The sequence below is a fragment of the Exiguobacterium sp. s50 genome (assembly GCF_018618175.1).
GTDB classification, from domain to species: domain Bacteria; phylum Bacillota; class Bacilli; order Exiguobacteriales; family Exiguobacteriaceae; genus Exiguobacterium; species Exiguobacterium chiriqhucha.
Genome location: NZ_JACSLP010000002.1, coordinates 248,023 through 265,125, shown reverse-complemented (window position 1 = coordinate 265,125; position 17,103 = coordinate 248,023). Strand labels below are relative to the sequence as shown.

The following is a 17,103-nucleotide window of genomic DNA, read 5'->3' as shown; positions in this document are numbered from 1 at the left end:
CCGTTCGAATCGGGAAAGTCGTCTTTTTTCTGTGGCCGATTTTAACCTACGTTCGTCGCCTGGCCGACCGAGACGCGGTTGCGCCCACTCTGTTTTGCTTGATAGAGGGCTTGGTCGGCCGCCTCCATCAAGTCGGTCTTATCGCCACTTGGCGTTGGCGCATGTTCGGCGACGCCGATGCTGACACTCACTTTTCGCAACGGTGTGTACATTTCGTGCGCGATGTTCAGTTTGAGCACCGCTTGCCGAATTCGTTCCGCGATTTCTTTCGGTTGGCGCGCGTGGCGTGGCCGCAGGAGCACCGCGAACTCTTCGCCTCCATAGCGGGCCGTCATGCCGTCTTCCCCGACCGCCTTGTCGATCGCGTTCGCCACCCGTTCGAGGCAAGCGTCTCCGGCCAAATGGCCGTATGTGTCGTTATACGTCTTGAACGCATCGATATCAAGCAAGAGGAGCGCAAGCACGTCTCCGGTATCGGTCGCTTCGTCCCACATCCGTTCTAACTTCTCGTCAAAAGCTCGACGATTCCAAATCCCGGTCAAGGCGTCATGGAGCGAGCGATGGATGAGCGCTTGTTTGCTGCGCTCGAGCCGGAACGTATGCATGAACGTCATCAACAGCAACAATGCAATGCCGACGACGATGAAGATGACCCATTTCGCTGAATTTGAGGCAGTTTCACTCCGAAGCGTGGCTTGTTGGATGATGTTGTCGATGTCTTCACGAAGGGCCGCATCGACGTCTCGGAACTGGTTGATATAATCGATGCCGCTATAGCGACGCGCGTTCGCGGCGATGACATCCCCCGCCTCGATGAGTTCGATTTGCGACGCATGGAACGCCTCCATTTTTTGAATGAGCGGCAACGCCTCGTCTTGAATCAATTCCTGCATGATCGGATGACGCTCGTCGAGTTCACGAATAATACGAATCGTCTCCTCCAATGATTGTTTCGTCGCCTCATACTGTTCGAGCGACTGCGCGTCTTGGTTATATGTATAGCCCCGGACCGACAGCTCTTGGTCGAGCAGTAACCGAAACAGCTCCGAGGCGGCGTTCGAAATCGGGATGGCTTCCTCGACAATTCGTCGATTTTCCTGCTCGATGTCCTGAAACGCGCTATAGCTCCAGACGCTCGTTAAAAACAACGCCATCAAGGAGATGAGTAAGTATCTTTGCAGTAGCGAGAATTTAGTCTTCATCGTGTCTCTTCCCTTATCCCGACATCGGACCGACTTACGGTCTCTTCCTCTTCTACTATCGGCCGTCTCCTCGATCGTCTCAACTAATTTGAATCGATTGGTGCACATTCCCACAAAAAAGAGAGGATCACCAGGATCCTCTCATCGGGTTCATGCTTATTTTGTTCCGAACAGACGGTCACCTGCGTCACCGAGTCCTGGTACGATGTAGCCGTGGTCGTTCAACTTCTCGTCAAGTGCGGCGAGATAGATTTCGACGTCCGGGTGTTCGGCTTGAACACGTTCCACACCTTCAGGGGCTGCACAGAGGCAAGCGAGCTTGATCGACTTGGCACCGTGCTTTTTAAGCGCGGCAATCGCGTCGGCTGCTGAACCGCCTGTCGCGAGCATCGGGTCGACGACGATGAAGTCACGTTCTGTGACGTCCGTCGGCAACTTGAGATAGTATTCGTGCGGCTCGAGCGTCTCTGGGTCACGATATAAACCGATGTGACCGACTTTGACGTTCGGCATCATTTTGAGGAAGCCATCCACCATGCCGAGGCCTGCCCGTAAAATTGGGACGATTCCCAATTTCTTGCCGGCAATCATCTTCTGTGTCGATACAGAGACCGGTGTCTCAATTTCCACATCGGTAAGCGGAAGGTCGCGTGTAATTTCATATGCCATGAGTGACGAAACCTCGTCTACGAGTTCACGGAACTGCTTCGTCCCCGTCTCTACTTTACGCATAATCGTCATCTTGTGCTGAATCAATGGGTGGTCATAAACGTGTACTTTGCCCATCATGCTTCACTCCTCTCTCAATCTCTCTTGAGCATTGTACCCTAACTTTTCTGAGAAAGGTAGGGTCAACTTCTGTTTTTTAAGAGGTCAGACGAAACCCGAAGGAACGAAATCGATCCCTCGGGGTTCAGGTGACACATGGTTTAGAATTTGAAGAAATTTAGGAAACCGGCCGTCTTGTGTTTCACTTTTCCGCACATGTTTCCTTTGGCGGCGTGATGGTCGTTAGACGAGCTGTGCTTGGCGGCATGCTTTTTAGCATGTTTTTTGGCATGCTTTTTCGCCTTCTTCTTCTCTTTTTTGTCTTTCTTCTCTTGCTTCCAGTCAGCTTTTGCTTTTTGTTTCGACTCGGTCGGTTTGTCCGTCGAGGCATCTGCTTTCGGAGCTGAGACTGGCTTTGTGACAGGCTTTGTCGCCGTTTCTGTTACAGGCTTCGCCGTTGTCGTCGCAGCCGGTTTCGTGGCTGTCGTTGTAGCAGGCTTCGTCGTTGTCGTCGTAGCCGGTTTCGTCGTTGTCGTCGTAGCTGGCTTCGTTGTTGTCGTCGTAGCCGGTTTCGTCGTTGTCGTCGTAGCTGGCTTCGTTGTTGTCGTCGTAGCTGGCTTCGTTGTTGTCGTTGTAGCCGGTTTCGTCGTTGTCGTTTCAGCTGGCTTCGTCGTTGTCGTCGTAGCTGGCTTCGTCGTCGGTGCTACTGCGACCGGTGCCGGCGCCGTATCCTGTGTGCGCGTCACGAGACCTGCGTTCCAGTTCACGTAAGCATCCGCTTCGTGGAAATGGATGAAGCCAGAATCTTTGGCGAGCTTGTGGCTGTCCGCGCTAAGACGTGTCGAAATCGTGAGCGTCTTGACCGAATACTTCGCGTCGACCGCTTGTAATTTCTTAATCATGTTTTGTGACCAAGCGTCGCTCTTGATCGTGTCGGCGTTGAAACTCTCCCACATGATGCCGTCGACGTAAGGTGCCGTTGACGTTTCTAACGTGTCAAAGCCCCAGTTTTGGACCATGGCGATTTCACCATAGCGGGCCCGTGCTTGCTTCAAGAAGTTGACGAGTCCGTCACGTTGCTGCTTGAGCACGGTCGGATTGTTCAAATGTTCGTTATCAATATCACCGACCGTATCCATGAACACGCCATCGATGCCTTTGGCGACGACTTGGTTCTGGATTTCCGTGAGGAGCAATCCTTGGAAGTTCGGTGAGGCGATGTTCGTCAAGTACGAATCCCATTCCGAGTAATGGACACGTTGTCCGTTACGCGTAAAGAAGTCACCTGACTGAAGTTTTGACATGAGACCCGTGTTCCATGTCGCGACTTCCATGACGCTAATATATCCGAGTACTTTTGTCCCGCGTGCTTTGATTTGCTCCACTTGCGCTTTCGTGTAATGGAGTGGCTCAATGATGACGAGGTCATAGTTTTGCATATCTTTCAAAATCGCTGCCGTTGGATGGCCATAATACACTTGATAGTTCTTCACACCGTCGAGTGGGTTCATGGTTTGTGCCCCCGTTTTAGACATGTTCAGACTAACAATCAACAACACTACCGTTAGAGACATAATTAACTTTTTCAATTTCACTACCTATTCCTCTCCTGATGACTGACAAAACGTGGTGACGGACGATGATGGTTGAATGGAGTTGTGTCTCGTTGCTCCCCCTTTTCTTATATTCAAATGACGAGAAGGTTAGTGCTGTGTGTTTTATGGATGTATCGGATTCGTGTATGTAATGTTGAACCTTCGCAAAAAAAATTATAGGATAGTTTTTCACGAAAACATAGTGTCAATTTGACAACAAAAACCCGTCTCACGACATGAAAGTGTCATGAAACGGGAAAAGAATTTGTTTTAGCTCATATGTAAGTGTCTAGCAATCCCTCTAATTCCAGTTGATCAATCAAATAGACCCGCTTCGACTCGACGTCCATCAGTTGAAGGGTATCTTTCCCTTCCTCGGTCCAAACGTCGAACCGTTGCTCGGTCAACTGCTCATATAACACGAGCGTCCCACGTCGTTCGCCCGTCGGTGCGGCACTCGTCGTCTTCACGCGGGACAAAAGTTCGAACAGTTCGCGCGTGTTCGGGCCTCCGAGGTGGGCCGTCTTCGTCTCCGTCTCGTACGTCGCCAACCGCATCGCCTCTTTTTGCTCCGATGTGATCGTCAATTCACCGGCTCCTGGTCGTTGAACGGCCCCCCATACCTCGATTACGGTATCATAACGAGTCGATAAGACGGCCGAATCCTGCTCCGAGACGTCTTCGATCGGCTCATCCGCGAGCACGATTCGTTTCAAGAGCCTACGTCCTTCGGCATCTAAATTGAAGACGGCTTCCATCGAGTCAATTTGCACGTACTCACTCGACAGCGAACTGGGTAATACGGTGCGATCCCACGCCTGTGCTGTACCCATCTGGAGGGTAATCCGTTGATCGGCCAACTGGGTCAAGAACGCCACGCCTTCATTCTTGCCACTCTCGAAAACGAACAGTCCCGGTTCAATCAGCTGTCCCGCCTCGGCACCGCCTTGATAGACGTGATAGGTGACGTGAAGCGCGCCACGGTCCGGTGTGTGATACCGGAAGACCGAACCGGGAACAATCGTCTCATGCGTCTCGTTAACCGCGAAGGCGCGCGCCACGGTCGTGACGTCTGGTTCAGGAATGAACGATAACGTGCTCCCGACATCGACCTCCCTCGGCCCTGAACCGGCCGCGGACTCGAACGCCTCGATTCCATCGGTACGGAAGACGCGCTCATTTTGTTCGTTGCTGTTCAAACAAGAGACGTAATGCTCGTCCCCGCTCCGCCAATATTTGACGGTCTTGCTACCTAATTCGTCATAGAAGGGGTGGCGGAATGTGATGGCCGCCAATTCGGCCCGACGCGTCGGCAACACGTCTGTCGGTTGCCGCTCACAGTAATTCAACAGTCGCGTCTTCAACGCAGACGTCAACGGAATGTCTTGGTCTTGTTGAATCGCATACGTCGACAGCGGTCGTAAATTGAGCGCATTGATTTCATTCGTCCCGCATCCACTTAACAGTATGACGGCTATACTCATCAGTCCGATGACGTTTTTCATCCCGTCCCCTCCTTTCACATTTATTTGGTTTGAATCGCCTAAAATTTTCATGTTCACCTTATCATACAATAATAATTACAACTCTTGTTAGAAGAATAAACAAAAAATGCCACTTGCGTGGCATTTTTTTAGTCGTCGTCGCGATCATCATCTTGATCATCGTCACGGTCGTCATCTTGGTCGTCATCATTTTGATCGTCGTTTTGATCATCTTGATCGTCTTGGTCATCCCGGTCATCGTCGCGTTCAATCTCTTTCACTTGCTGTTGAAGGTTCAACTCGAGTTTGACCCGGTCACCGGCTTTTGGCGCCTCGTCGTCAAGCTCGTAGCGGCTCGCGAGTTTGAACGTCTCTGACTTGCCATCACGTTCGATGGTCACGTCACGATCCGACAGGCTGACGAACGTGCCGTAAATGTCGAAGTCGTCACTTTCACGGTCGACTTCCTTCACTTCTTCGTTTTGATTGAATTCGAGTTTGACGCGGTCACCGGCTTTCGGTGTGTCGTCGTCAATCTCATGACGGGCCGCGAGCGGATACGTCGATTCTTTACCGCTGAAGCTGATCGTCACGTCACGGTCTGATAGGCTGACGAGGGTACCATACAATTCATAATCATCGTCATCGACCGAACGAACCGGCGTATCGCTCGATGCTGATCCTTCTGACGAAGTGGCTGCTTCTTGACTCGCATCATCTTGCGCATCGTCTGCGGCATCATCGGTTCCGCTGTTCACGCTATCGACCGCGCGTGGGACGATGACCGTGTCCGTCTTGTCGTTCGCGACATACAACCCGATTCCGGCGACGGCTAGTACCGCCAACCCGACTCCTAAAATCCATCCGATTAGTTTCATGATGTTTCCTCCTCGTTTCATGTGGTGAACTTGTTCTACATCTTCATCATAGAACGGTGACCTTAGAGCACCACGAGGATTCCATTAGAAAATGATGAGAATCTGCGAAAGTTTTGTCATTTTGTGACGTAGAAGACGCTGCCGTCCGGCGCATTCGCATAACTGCCGACCGTCCACCCGTTCAAATCCGCCACTTCTTTGGCGATAGCAAGACCAAGTCCGCTGCCGCTCCGGTCCCGTGCCTCATCGAGTCGATAGAACCGGTCAAATAACCGTGCCCGGTCCTCCTCATTGAGCGCCGTCCCATGGTCGCGTACTTCGATGCGGTCCGGCGTCATCGTCACGCGTGTGTCAGTCGCATACTTCAAGCTGTTATCGATGAAGATGACGACGAGCCGCTGCAACGAATCACGATGACCGTGCCACTCCCCCATCGCCTCGATCGGTACGTGGATACCGTGCGATCGTTCGAACCGTTCGGTCAATTGTTCGGCCAGCTCAGTCAATCTGATCACCTCGATCTCCACTTCTTTGAGCGAAGAGAAACGGCTCAATTCGAGCATCGGTTCAATCAAGTCCTCGCGCATTTGCCGCGATTCGGTCAAGATGTGGTCGATGGCCTCGTCACGAACGGCCGGGTCGCTCTGTCCCCAGCGCCGGAGCAGTTTGGCGTACCCTTCGATGACGGTGAGCGGCGTCTTCAGTTCATGTGAAACATCGGCGACGAAGCGGCGCTGTTGCTCCATCGACCCTTCGACCCGGTCAATCATCTGGTTGAAGCCGGTCGCGAGCGTCGAGACTTCGTCTCGGTTCGTCCCGACATCGATCGTCTCGAGCGTACCCGACTCGGTGATCCGTTCCATCGTCGACTCGAGACGGCGGAGTGGATCGAGACCTTGCCTGACGATCCATAGGCTACCGAGGAACGTCATCGCCACTGCAATCAAGAAGATGATGAGAAAAATCGTGGCCAGCGTCTGGAGCGTCTCGCTCACGGCCGCGTCTTGAAACGCGTAGCCGAGCCCGTTCGACGTCGCGATGACGAACCAATCATCGACGAGCGCCGGTTCTCCGAAGTTGACGGGAAAACGTAAACTCTCTTCGGCCTGGCCGCCGATGATGCCCCAATCGCCGTTCGCTTGCCGTTCGAGCACGACACTGTCCTCGTGCAACGACAAGACGGCTTGTTGGTTCCGCTCGTCTTCCTCGAGCAAGCTGAGTGCTTGGCGCAAGACATCATAGCGGGCGTCGACGATCTGTTGCCGCGAGACGAGCCAGGCGACACCGAACGAGGTGATGAGTAAAAACAACATGAACCCCGCCATCGCCAAGGCGATCTTCGTCCGTAGCTTCATATTATTCACCACGCTTCAACATATAGCCGACGCCTCGGACCGTCTGAATCCAGGAGCCACCGAGTTTCTTCCGGACATAGCGGACGTACACATCGACGACGTTCGTGTCCCCGTAATAATCGAAGCCCCAGACGTGTTCGACGAGTTGGTCGCGTGTGAGCACGCGTTCGGGATGTTCGAGCAGATAGACGAGCAAATCGAACTCCCTCCGGGTCAGGTCGACTTTTTGCCCCTCACACACCACTTCATGGCGATTGACGTCGACGGTCAGCCCCTCATAGGAAAGGACCCGTTCACTCGTATCGACTTGGACGTGTTGACGCATCCGTAAGAACGCCCGAATCCGCGCGAGCAACTCCTCCATTTCGAACGGTTTTGTGATGTAATCATCGGCCCCGAGGTCGAGCCCGCTCACTTTGTCGTAGCGGTCCCCGCGTGCTGTTACCATCAATACCGGGAGAAGCGGTTGCTCTTCTTTGACGCGACGCACGACTTCAAGACCGCTCATCTGCGGCAGCATGACATCGAGCAACATGAGATCAATCCCACCAGTGAGTGCCCGGTCGAGCCCGGCCCGCCCGTCATGGGCGACCTCGACTGCGTAACCGGCATGCATGAGTTCAAGTTCGAGTAATCTGGCAATTTTAGCATCGTCTTCAACGACGAGAATCGTAGGCATTCCATTCATCCTTTCTCAAAAAAACGCCGAGCAGTCCGCCCGACGCATCATTTTAAGTGTTCCCGGATTCCTCAGTCAAAAAACGGACGAACTGCTTCTGGAATCGCTTGTTCGATGCGCAATTCGAGTGAATCGCCCATCCGGTCAAACGTCGTTTCAATCCCTTCCGCCTGAAACGCCAAATCAGTCCCGACTTGAGCGATTTGGTCGAGCCACGCGTTGCCGGTCAAGGTGAATAATAAGAACCCGGCGACACCTGCCGCCATGAGTGTCAATGCGAGCACACCGACGGCCACTCCTCGAATCAATCTTCCAATCTTTCCTCTGCTAGTTGAGCGCATATGTCCCTCTCCCTTATCCTTTTTCTTTACTGTACGGGAGCGAGCTGAGAAAGAGCGGTGAAACAGATTAAAATTTGATGAGAAAAAGGTCACAGCACGGCTGCGACCTCATTCTTCCTCGAGCACCGATTTGGCAATCGGGGCCCAATACGTCCCGTCCATGGCGGCGACTTCGGCGAGCGTCGTCCGGTATGTGTCGTCCCCGGCCTTCTTCTCAGCGATGCCTTTCATCCATAAGACGTCCGCCTTATATCCCGACTCTGGATACGTGTCGACATAGGCGGCATAATCGGCGATCTCTGCTTCGCCGAGCTTGTTGTCGACGAGCAACCGATAAAACCCGACGACCTGTTCCTGACCGGCTTTCGCCTTGCCGATGAGGAGCGCATCGGCTTCCTCGTACCGTTTGTCCGAGACGAGCGCTTCGACTTCGCCGAGCGGGATGACGGCCGGCGCCTCAGGGGCTTCGGTCGTCTCGTCCTCGGTTTGGAGCGCCTCGTTCGCTTCCTCGAGTCGAGCAACTTCTTGCTCGAGCTCTTCTAACCGTTTCGCGAGCGCCTCGTCCTCCGTCACCGTTTCGACCCGTTCGTTTGATGCAGTCGGCGTCACGGGCGGCGGCTCCGAATCCGGCCAAAAGAGGAGTGCGACCAGACCGAGACCAACGACGAGCGGCAGACCGAGCCACGATTTGTTCCATTTGAAGGCGTTACGCCAAGCCGACAAGTCCGCATGACCGGTGACAGCCGGCGAGAACGAACGAAAGCGGCGCTTGGCCGCCTTCTTTCCGTTCGCCTTCACTTCGAGCGCAAGACCGAGCCGATGAAACGCCGCCGGCACTTTCATTCCGAGAAGCGGTACAATCCGTTCACTTGCCTCGATAAAATACCCGTGGTCGAGTAGCGTCGTCACGACCCCGAACTCGTTCGCGACGAGGCGAAACGTCGGGTCATGCTCGCCTTTTCGGACGAGCCATTCCGTCATATCGATGAGCGGCAGTTCCGCAAGTTCCCGATCTGCGAGTGTCCGTACGTCCATTCGTCAGCCTCGTTCAGGATAGAGCGAGAACTTCGACGTCAACGCGCGAACTGCTTCGTGCGCTTCCGCGAGCACTGCTTCATCTTCATGGTTCGTCAAGACGCGTCCGATCAAGCGAGCGACTTCACGCATATCGTCTTCTTTCAATCCGCGCGTCGTCATCGCGGCCGTCCCGAGACGAATCCCGCTCGTGACGAACGGTGATGCCGGATCGAATGGAATCGTGTTCTTGTTGACCGTGATGCCGGCTGCGTCGAGCGCATGCTCGGCCGCTTTCCCGGTGATGTCGATGCCGCGGAGGTCGACGAGGAGAAGGTGGTTATCCGTACCGCCCGATACGATGCGGAGTCCTTCCTCTTCTAGCCCTTGTGCGAGCACCTGTGCGTTCTTGATGACTTGTGCCTGATACTCTTTGAACTCAGGTTGGAGTGCTTCCCCGAACGCCACGGCCTTCGCCGCGATGACGTGCATGAGCGGACCACCTTGAATCCCTGGGAAAATCGACTTGTCGATTGCCTTGGCGAACTCTTCTTTACAGAGAATCATGCCGCCGCGTGGACCGCGAAGTGTCTTGTGCGTCGTCGTCGTCACGAAATGCGCGTGCTCGACCGGGTTCGGATGAAGACCGGCTGCGACGAGACCCGCGATGTGGGCCATGTCGACCATAAGGTAGGCACCGACGCTATCGGCGATTTCACGGAACTTAGCGAAGTCGATCGTCCGCGGGTACGCCGAGGCACCAGCGACGATGAGTTTTGGTTTATGTTCTTTCGCGAGGGCTGCGACAACGTCATAATCGATGTGTTCTGTCTCTTTGTCCACACCGTATTCGACGAAATTGTACTGAACGCCTGAGAAGTTGACCGGACTTCCGTGCGTCAAATGGCCACCGTGCGACAAGTTCATGCCGAGCACCGTGTCACCGGCTTCAAGGACTGTGAAGTAAACGGCCATGTTCGCTTGGGCACCCGAGTGCGGCTGAACGTTAGCGTGTTCTGCACCGAACAGCTCCTTGGCGCGGTCGCGGGCCAAGTTCTCGGCCACGTCGACGAACTCACAACCGCCGTAGTAGCGACGGCCTGGATAACCTTCCGCGTACTTGTTCGTGAGCACGCCGCCTTGCGCTTCCATGACTGCTTCTGAGACAAAATTCTCCGAGGCAATGAGTTCGATGTTCTCGCGTTGGCGACCGAGCTCGTGTTGCATCGCTTCAAACAATTCCGCATCCTGTACTTTCAACTTCGTCGTGTTTACCATGTTGAAACCCCCTCTGAATGTCTAAAAATCAACACCCCCATCGTAACATATGCTTCTTTTTTTGGGTATCGTCTAATCCACGGGCAAGTCGGGTATCATATGAAAGAAGACGATCAGAGGAGGCTACTTATGATTGAGACAAAACAAATTACCATCACCCCGTTCGAGCGCGAGCGGACGATTCGGATTTATACGCCGGCCGATTACGACATGTCGGATAAACGTTATCCCGTGCTCTATATGCATGACGGACAGAACGTGTTCGCCGACGAGGACGCGAGCTATAAGACGAGCTGGCGCGCCGGTGAGTATATGGACGCCTCGAAGCGCGACATCATCATCGTCGGCATCGACAGCGCCCCCGGCGAGATGCGACTCGACGAGTACGGTCCGTGGGAGAACCCGTACATCGGCGAGAGCTTGCTCGGTCAAGACGTGACGCTCGGCGGACAAGGATCAGCCTACATTGAATACATCGCCCAAGAGTTGAAGCCGATGATTGACGCGAACTATCGGACGAAGCCGGACGAGACGGCGATGATGGGCAGCTCGATGGGCGGCTTGATTTCGATTTACGCCGCTTGCGTCTATCCCGACGTCTTCAAGCGCGTGGCTTCATTGTCCTCGGCGTTCTGGTTCAACCAGACCGAGCTTGAGCAATTGATTGACGCGAGTGATTTGAACGGCGTCGAACGTCTGTATATGGACGTCGGCCGCAAAGAAGTCGAACAGCCGTCAGCGGACGGTCCGACGAACGAGATGTATCTCGAGTCGAGCGAGCGTGTCTACGCCCTGTTGCGCGACAAGGTCGAACATATCCGCTTCGAGGTCATCGAGGAAGGTGTCCATAACGAGCTCGCTTGGCGCGATCGGTTCCCGATGGTCATCTCATATTTGTTCAGTGAAGAGTTATAACGCAAAAGAAAGCCGGTCGCGCAGACCGGCTTTCTTTATTTTGCTGGATAGTGGGCCCGTGGGCCGCCAATCAGTTTCGGTCGCGTGATGGCGAACGTGACGTACGCCTCACCGAGCTGCTTCGCCGACAACCGGACCGGGATCGCGACCGGCTTCAAATGCATGCCGATCAGCGTCGATCCAATATCGATGCCGGCGTCCGCTTGAATCGATTCGACGACGCACGGGGCGTCGAAACGCTCGTACGCCTTCTCGGCCATCGCCCCGCCCGCCGCGCGGACTGGGACGACCGTCACTTCCGTCAACCCGAACTGTTTCAAGGTCCGTCGCTCGATCGTAAGGGCGCGATTGATATGTTCGCAGCCTTGAAAGGCGAGATGGACGCCGGTCTTGTCCCGAAACGCAAGGAACGCCTCGATCAAATCCGACGCCACATCAATCGAACCCGCTTTCCCGATCGTCTTGCCGACGACCTCGCTCGTCGAACAACCGATGACGAGCATCTTTTCCTCATCTAACGGAAACCGTTCATGCAACTCCGTCAATAAGTTCAAAAGCTCCGCCTTCATCGTCGTCACTTCGTTTCGTAAGCGCTCATCTTGTCGACACGGTTCGAGTGGCGTCCGCCTTCGAAGTCCGTATCGAGCCATGTCGCCACTAAGTCGAGTGCAAGACCCGGTCCGATGACGCGCTCGCCCATCGTCATGATGTTCGAGTCGTTATGTTGACGCGTCGCTTTCGCGCTGAACGAGTCGTGTACGAGTGCCGCCCGGATGCCTTTCACTTTGTTGGCGGCAATGCCGATGCCGATTCCAGTACCGCAAATCAAGATGCCACGGTCGAATTCACCGGCCGCGACTGCTTCGGCGACTGGAATGGCTACGTCCGGATAATCGATTGACTCGGCCGAGTGTGTCCCGAAGTCCTTATACTCGTGTCCAAGCTCCTCCAATAATCCGATGATGTCTTTCTTCAAATTGAATCCGCCATGATCGGCGCCGATTGCGATTTTCATTCCGTCATTCCCCCGTCTTCTTTGGTAGGCGTCTCGGTGGTTTCGTCACCTTTGACCCGTCATTCGTCAATTTTAGCACAAGTCGATTCACGAGTGGTTCGAGTTCGTTTCGGACTTGGCGGTAGACGTTCATCGACCCTCCGAACGGGTCGTTAATATCGCGCTCGAGTCCCGTGACGAACTCATATAATGTGAATGTGCGATCGGCCAAATCCGGATACGTATCCCGAATCTGTTCACGATGCGCCCGTGTCATCGTCAAGATGACGTCCGACCAGCGTCCGAGGACGTCGTCAAACGTTTGCGTCACGTGCTCGAGCTCAATTCCTCGTTCACGCAACACTTGGAGTGCATTTTCTGATGCGTCAAACCCTTGCATCGTCCGAAGCCCGGCTGAACGAATATCGAACTCGTCCCCCGTCACTTTCGAACGGAGCAGGGCCATCGCCATCGGGCTTCGGCATGTGTTCCCACTACATATGAATAATACGCGTTTCATCGACATCGCGTGATCCTCCTCTATGTCCTTAAGCCTCTTCCTATGGACGGATGACTTTACCGCCAGCCGCCTTGTAGAGGCGGTTATAAACGGCAAGAGCGACTCCCGTCGGTTCAATCCGATTCACGTAAATCTCTTCTACATCCGTCTCATCAAATTTACGCAACGCCTCGTATAGCCGCTGGGCCGCCGTCTCCATCGAAGTCCCGAGAGAGAGGGTGACGTCAGCCGGGGTCGTCGCTTCATCGAACACGAGTGCGCCAACTCGCTTGCCCGCTTCCTGCCGCGCCATGACGACACGGACGAGGTCTTCACGTCCCCCTTCGACTAAATACAGGGGTGCGCTCGGGGCGTAATGGGTGTACTTCATTCCTGGTGATCGTGGCGCAGCTGTTTCATCGCTCAAGTTGGCATCGAGAATGACCGGGCCAATAACCGCTTCAATCGCTTCTTTCGTCACGCCGCCCGGACGTAAAATCGTCGCCGGTTCTGCCGTGCAATCGATTACGGTCGACTCGACACCGATGCCTGTCGGTCCCCCATCCATAATACCCGCAATCCGACCGGTCAAATCATCTGCCACGTGCCGGGCCGACGTCGGTGATGGACGTCCCGAGCGGTTCGCACTTGGTGCTGCCAGTCCAAGACCGGACGTGCGGATCAAGTCAAGTGCGGCCGGATGGTCCGGCATCCGCAATCCAATCGAATCCAGACCAGCCGTCACGAGTGACGACGCCCGACCATTCGACGGTAAGATGATAGTCAAGGCACCGGGCCAAAACGCTTCCATCAAACGTCTCGCGACCGGCGGGATGGTTTGCGCGAAATGTTCGGCCTGTTCGACCGTGGCGACGTGGACGATGAGCGGGTTATCCGACGGTCTTCCTTTCGCCTCGAAAATCTTTTTGATGGCGACATCGTTCGTCGCATCTCCGGCGAGTCCGTAGACAGTCTCCGTCGGGATGGCAATCACCTCGCCAGCCTTCAAGAGACGTACCCCTTCATCAACTTCTGTCGGCTTGATCCATTTCGTTTCCATGCGCAATCCCTTCCCTTACGGCGTAGACGATTCGGTCTTTGCCGTTTATATCTTTTAAAATACCCGTTTCTGCTTCAGGATAACGTTCGGACAGGTACGATTTCACAACTTGTCCTTGATTATACCCGATTTCAAATGCAATCAATTGCCAATCGGCACACAGGACGCGCATCGAGTCGGCGATGATCGTTCGATAAAAGTCGAGCCCGTCCGCTCCGCCGAACAAGGCGAGGTGAGGCTCGAAGCCCGCGACCGTCTCATCGAGCAGTTCGTCCGCCTCGATATAAGGCGGATTTGAGACGAGGACGCGAATCGAGTCGTCGGCAATCGGCGCCAGGCAATCTCCTTCATGGAAGGACACATCCGCCCCGAGGGCCGCTGCATTACGCTCGGCGACAGCGATTGCTTCCCGGGAAATATCGACCGTTTGGACACGGACACCGAGCTCGAGACTGAGTGTGACGGCGATTGCGCCGCTGCCCGTCCCGATGTCGACGATCTCATCGTCGGAGACATTATGCACATGCTCGACGACCCATTCAATTAGCTCTTCCGTTTCCGGACGCGGAATCAAGACGTCACGATTGACCTCGAACATCCGTCCATAAAACGGGGCGTGACCAATCAAGTGTTGGACCGGCTCACCTGCCAAGAGACGCTCGAACCCGGCGTCAAACGACTTCGCCTCTTCCGTCGTCAATTCATCGGACAAACGGATGAGTAGTCCCGTCCGATCGACGTCAAGGACGTGCATGAGCCACCACTCCGCCATCGAGACGTCGCGACCCGAGAGCGCGAGCTCCCGTTCTGCTTGTTTCAGCCTCGCCGCGATCCGCATCAATCGACATCCTCCATTAGACGGGCCTGTTCGTCCATGACGAGGGCGTCGATGATATCTTCAAGTTCCCCGGCGAGGACGCGGTCGAGCTTTTGGAGCGTCAGCCCGATGCGGTGATCGGTCACACGGCTCTGCGGGAAGTTATACGTCCGAATCCGCTCTGAGCGGTCTCCCGTCCCGACGGCCGACTTGCGTTGTGCCGACAGTTCTTGTAGGTGTTCGCTTTGCATCTTGTCATACAGGCGGGCTCGGAGTACTTTGAGCGCCTTGTCTTTGTTTTTATGTTGCGACTTCTCGTCCTGACACGAGACGACGAGCCCCGATGGGATGTGCGTCAAGCGCACGGCCGATTGGGTCGTGTTGACCGACTGGCCGCCCGGACCCGATGATGTGAACGTGTCGACACGGACGTCTTTCATGTCGATGTGCACTTCGACGTCCTCTGCTTCTGGCAACACGGCGACGGTCGCCGTCGACGTATGGATGCGTCCGCCCGACTCGGTCGATGGGACACGTTGGACCCGATGCGCCCCGTTCTCAAACTTCAGTTTCGAATAGGCACCCGTCCCGTTGATGAGGAACGTCACTTCTTTGAAACCGCCGAGTTCTGTATAGTTGGCGTCAATCAATTCGGCCTTCCAGTTCTGCCGCTCGGCGAAACGCGTGTACATCTTGTACAGGTCGACTGCGAACAGTGCCGCCTCGTCTCCGCCGGCTGCCCCGCGAATCTCGACGATGACGTTCTTGTCGTCGTTCGGGTCTTTCGGTAACAGCAAGACGCGTAATTTCGCCTCGAGCGCCTTCACTTCCGGCTCGAGGAGTGACATCTCTTCTTTGGCGAGCTCGCGCATATCGGCATCGAGCGTGCGGTCCTCAAGCATCGCTTTTGCTTCTTTATACGCCGTGCTCGTCTCTTTATAGTGACGGTACGCCTGCACCGTTTCTTCGAGTTGCGACTGTTCTTTTGAATATTGTCGTAATTTATTCGCGTCGCTGAGCACTTCAGGGTCAGCGAGCATCTCATTTAATTGCATATAGCGTTCTTCTAATACGCTCAAACGGTCAAACATGATGATCCGTCCTTTCTCCGTCAAATCGAACTGTCTTCATTATAGCAAAAAACGAACCGCCAAGGGCGGTCCGTTGACGTCAGTCGGCCACTGTATGGCGGACTGGGCGTGGTTTATTCGGGACGTCGTGGCAATGACGGCAACGCGGTTCATACGACTCGGAAGCGCCGACCAAGATGACCGGGTCTTCGAAACGCGCCGGTTCACCGTCAATCAATCGTTGTGTCCGAGAAGCTGGCGCCCCGCATGATAGACAGATGGCCTGCAGCTTCGTGACAAATTCGGCACGCGACAATAGCTCTGGCATCATCGTGAACGGCTCACCTCGGAAGTCCATGTCGAGCCCTGCGCAGATGACACGTTTGTCTTCTGACGCCAATTGCTCGATCACGTCGACGATTCCTTCGTCGAAAAACTGAACCTCGTCGATGGCGATCACTTGCGTCTCTTCACGCACCGCATCGTATAAGTCTTGACTCGATTGAATCGGCACGGCCACGACCGAGTTGCCGCTGTGGGAAACGACGTTCTCTTCATGATACCGGTCGTCGATTGCCGGTTTGAACACTTGGACAGGGATTTTCCCGTAGTGCGCCCGACGGACACGGCGGATCAGTTCCTCCGATTTCCCAGAAAACATACTCCCACAAATCACTTCTATCCAACCGTAACGGTTCGTCACATGCATCATTCTACTTCGCCCTCTCCTTCGTTAATCGCTTCCCGATTATACCCATCTTTTTCTTGAAGAAAAAGGGTTGACTTCTATCTAAAAAAAATAAAAACCGCCAAGGGCAATCCCTAGGCGGTGTGCATACAAGTTGACGATTAACGTTGGTACTTCTTGTTGAAGCGCTCGATACGACCGTCCGCAGATGCGAATTTCTGGCGACCTGTGTAGAACGGGTGCGAATCAGAAGATACATCGACACGGATGAGTGGGTATTCGTTACCATCTTCCATCGTGATTGTCTCGTTAGAGTAACGAGTCGAACCAGAGATGAATTTGAACTCAGTCGTCGAGTCCATGAATACGACTTTACGGTATTCTGGGTGGATTCCTTGTTTCATTGCTTTTCAACTCCTTCTGCCCTAAGTATTCTTTCAACCTAGAGAAAGTTCACTAGAATATA

Annotated in this window: 19 protein-coding genes; 1 reads left to right on the top strand and 18 read right to left on the bottom strand. The window is 54.4% G+C overall.

Annotated features, from left to right (window positions below):
• Positions 1–41: 41 nt before the first annotated feature.
• From KNP68_RS03745 to glyA, 10 genes are all read right to left on the bottom strand, one after another.
• Positions 42–1,202, bottom strand: a complete 1,161-nt coding sequence (locus KNP68_RS03745) for a GGDEF domain-containing protein (RefSeq protein ID WP_242678950.1) — start codon at positions 1,200–1,202, stop codon at positions 42–44.
• 156 nt (positions 1,203–1,358) lie between these two features.
• Positions 1,359–1,988 (bottom strand): uracil phosphoribosyltransferase, encoded by a 630-nt coding sequence (gene upp / locus KNP68_RS03740; RefSeq protein ID WP_021066126.1) that lies wholly within the window; start codon positions 1,986–1,988, stop codon positions 1,359–1,361.
• A gap of 143 nt (positions 1,989–2,131) precedes the next feature.
• A complete protein-coding gene (locus tag KNP68_RS03735; protein WP_165569421.1) occupies positions 2,132–3,481 on the bottom strand; it encodes a glycoside hydrolase family 191 protein in 1,350 nt (449 codons plus the stop codon).
• Positions 3,482–3,840: 359 nt separating this feature from the next.
• The gene (locus KNP68_RS03730) at positions 3,841–5,070 is read right to left on the bottom strand and encodes a hypothetical protein (RefSeq protein ID WP_029594679.1); all 1,230 of its coding nucleotides are present in this window, start codon (positions 5,068–5,070) and stop codon (positions 3,841–3,843) included.
• A 128-nt stretch (positions 5,071–5,198) separates the two neighbouring features.
• Positions 5,199–5,927 (bottom strand): hypothetical protein, encoded by a 729-nt coding sequence (locus KNP68_RS03725; protein WP_242678953.1) that lies wholly within the window; start codon positions 5,925–5,927, stop codon positions 5,199–5,201.
• A 116-nt stretch (positions 5,928–6,043) separates the two neighbouring features.
• Entirely contained in the window at positions 6,044–7,282 is a 1,239-nt protein-coding gene (locus tag KNP68_RS03720; protein WP_029594677.1) for a sensor histidine kinase, read from the bottom strand.
• 1 nt (position 7,283) lies between these two features.
• Positions 7,284–7,961: a response regulator transcription factor gene (locus KNP68_RS03715; protein ID WP_029594676.1), complete on the bottom strand. Its 678-nt coding sequence runs from the start codon at positions 7,959–7,961 to the stop codon at positions 7,284–7,286.
• A gap of 71 nt (positions 7,962–8,032) precedes the next feature.
• A complete protein-coding gene (locus tag KNP68_RS03710) occupies positions 8,033–8,302 on the bottom strand; it encodes a hypothetical protein (protein ID WP_125317990.1) in 270 nt (89 codons plus the stop codon).
• A 108-nt stretch (positions 8,303–8,410) separates the two neighbouring features.
• Complete coding sequence (locus KNP68_RS03705; RefSeq protein WP_214798696.1) at positions 8,411–9,337, bottom strand: hypothetical protein; 927 nt, start codon at positions 9,335–9,337, stop codon at positions 8,411–8,413.
• 3 nt (positions 9,338–9,340) lie between these two features.
• The gene (gene glyA, locus KNP68_RS03700; RefSeq protein ID WP_021066118.1) at positions 9,341–10,594 is read right to left on the bottom strand and encodes a serine hydroxymethyltransferase; all 1,254 of its coding nucleotides are present in this window, start codon (positions 10,592–10,594) and stop codon (positions 9,341–9,343) included.
• Positions 10,595–10,723: 129 nt separating this feature from the next.
• Here glyA and KNP68_RS03695 point away from each other — a divergent pair, with 129 nt between their 5' ends.
• On the top strand, positions 10,724–11,509 hold the full coding sequence (locus KNP68_RS03695) for an alpha/beta hydrolase (RefSeq protein WP_131471444.1): 786 nt from the start codon (positions 10,724–10,726) through the stop codon (positions 11,507–11,509).
• A 35-nt stretch (positions 11,510–11,544) separates the two neighbouring features.
• Here KNP68_RS03695 and KNP68_RS03690 read toward each other — a convergent pair whose 3' ends face one another.
• The 8 genes from KNP68_RS03690 to KNP68_RS03655 form a co-directional block, all read right to left on the bottom strand.
• A complete protein-coding gene (locus KNP68_RS03690; RefSeq protein WP_087576458.1) occupies positions 11,545–12,087 on the bottom strand; it encodes a TIGR01440 family protein in 543 nt (180 codons plus the stop codon).
• On the bottom strand, positions 12,084–12,524 hold the full coding sequence (gene rpiB, locus KNP68_RS03685) for a ribose 5-phosphate isomerase B (RefSeq protein ID WP_021066115.1): 441 nt from the start codon (positions 12,522–12,524) through the stop codon (positions 12,084–12,086). Before rpiB ends, KNP68_RS03690 begins: the two co-directional genes overlap by 4 nt.
• A gap of 4 nt (positions 12,525–12,528) precedes the next feature.
• Entirely contained in the window at positions 12,529–13,023 is a 495-nt protein-coding gene (locus KNP68_RS03680; RefSeq protein WP_241764566.1) for a low molecular weight protein arginine phosphatase, read from the bottom strand.
• 40 nt (positions 13,024–13,063) lie between these two features.
• A complete protein-coding gene (locus KNP68_RS03675) occupies positions 13,064–14,062 on the bottom strand; it encodes an L-threonylcarbamoyladenylate synthase (protein ID WP_058764828.1) in 999 nt (332 codons plus the stop codon).
• Positions 14,028–14,900, bottom strand: coding sequence for a peptide chain release factor N(5)-glutamine methyltransferase (prmC, locus tag KNP68_RS03670; RefSeq protein ID WP_131471543.1), 873 nt, complete (start codon positions 14,898–14,900; stop codon positions 14,028–14,030). The genes KNP68_RS03675 and prmC overlap by 35 nt, the downstream gene beginning before the upstream one ends.
• Complete coding sequence (gene prfA / locus KNP68_RS03665; protein WP_029594669.1) at positions 14,900–15,970, bottom strand: peptide chain release factor 1; 1,071 nt, start codon at positions 15,968–15,970, stop codon at positions 14,900–14,902. Before prfA ends, prmC begins: the two co-directional genes overlap by 1 nt.
• A gap of 79 nt (positions 15,971–16,049) precedes the next feature.
• Positions 16,050–16,661 carry a thymidine kinase gene (locus KNP68_RS03660; protein ID WP_021066110.1) on the bottom strand — a complete coding sequence of 204 codons (612 nt, stop codon included), beginning with the start codon at positions 16,659–16,661 and terminating at the stop codon, positions 16,050–16,052.
• Between the two features lie 137 nt (positions 16,662–16,798).
• Positions 16,799–17,041: a type B 50S ribosomal protein L31 gene (locus tag KNP68_RS03655; RefSeq protein ID WP_021066109.1), complete on the bottom strand. Its 243-nt coding sequence runs from the start codon at positions 17,039–17,041 to the stop codon at positions 16,799–16,801.
• Positions 17,042–17,103: the final 62 nt, after the last annotated feature.

Coding starts and splice junctions, on each gene's coding strand:
- KNP68_RS03745 (WP_242678950.1), bottom strand. CDS start 1,202: ATGAAGACTAAATTCTCGCTACTGCAAAGATACTTACTCATCTCCTTG.
- upp (WP_021066126.1), bottom strand. CDS start 1,988: ATGGGCAAAGTACACGTTTATGACCACCCATTGATTCAGCACAAGATG.
- KNP68_RS03735 (WP_165569421.1), bottom strand. CDS start 3,481: ATGAACCCACTCGACGGTGTGAAGAACTATCAAGTGTATTATGGCCAT.
- KNP68_RS03730 (WP_029594679.1), bottom strand. CDS start 5,070: ATGAAAAACGTCATCGGACTGATGAGTATAGCCGTCATACTGTTAAGT.
- KNP68_RS03725 (WP_242678953.1), bottom strand. CDS start 5,927: ATGAAACTAATCGGATGGATTTTAGGAGTCGGGTTGGCGGTACTAGCC.
- KNP68_RS03720 (WP_029594677.1), bottom strand. CDS start 7,282: ATGAAGCTACGGACGAAGATCGCCTTGGCGATGGCGGGGTTCATGTTG.
- KNP68_RS03715 (WP_029594676.1), bottom strand. CDS start 7,961: ATGCCTACGATTCTCGTCGTTGAAGACGATGCTAAAATTGCCAGATTA.
- KNP68_RS03710 (WP_125317990.1), bottom strand. CDS start 8,302: ATGCGCTCAACTAGCAGAGGAAAGATTGGAAGATTGATTCGAGGAGTG.
- KNP68_RS03705 (WP_214798696.1), bottom strand. CDS start 9,337: ATGGACGTACGGACACTCGCAGATCGGGAACTTGCGGAACTGCCGCTC.
- glyA (WP_021066118.1), bottom strand. CDS start 10,594: ATGGTAAACACGACGAAGTTGAAAGTACAGGATGCGGAATTGTTTGAA.
- KNP68_RS03695 (WP_131471444.1), top strand. CDS start 10,724: ATGATTGAGACAAAACAAATTACCATCACCCCGTTCGAGCGCGAGCGG.
- rpiB (WP_021066115.1), bottom strand. CDS start 12,524: ATGAAAATCGCAATCGGCGCCGATCATGGCGGATTCAATTTGAAGAAA.
- KNP68_RS03680 (WP_241764566.1), bottom strand. CDS start 13,023: ATGAAACGCGTATTATTCATATGTAGTGGGAACACATGCCGAAGCCCG.
- KNP68_RS03675 (WP_058764828.1), bottom strand. CDS start 14,062: ATGGAAACGAAATGGATCAAGCCGACAGAAGTTGATGAAGGGGTACGT.
- prmC (WP_131471543.1), bottom strand. CDS start 14,900: ATGCGGATCGCGGCGAGGCTGAAACAAGCAGAACGGGAGCTCGCGCTC.
- prfA (WP_029594669.1), bottom strand. CDS start 15,970: ATGTTTGACCGTTTGAGCGTATTAGAAGAACGCTATATGCAATTAAAT.
- KNP68_RS03660 (WP_021066110.1), bottom strand. CDS start 16,661: ATGATGCATGTGACGAACCGTTACGGTTGGATAGAAGTGATTTGTGGG.
- KNP68_RS03655 (WP_021066109.1), bottom strand. CDS start 17,041: ATGAAACAAGGAATCCACCCAGAATACCGTAAAGTCGTATTCATGGAC.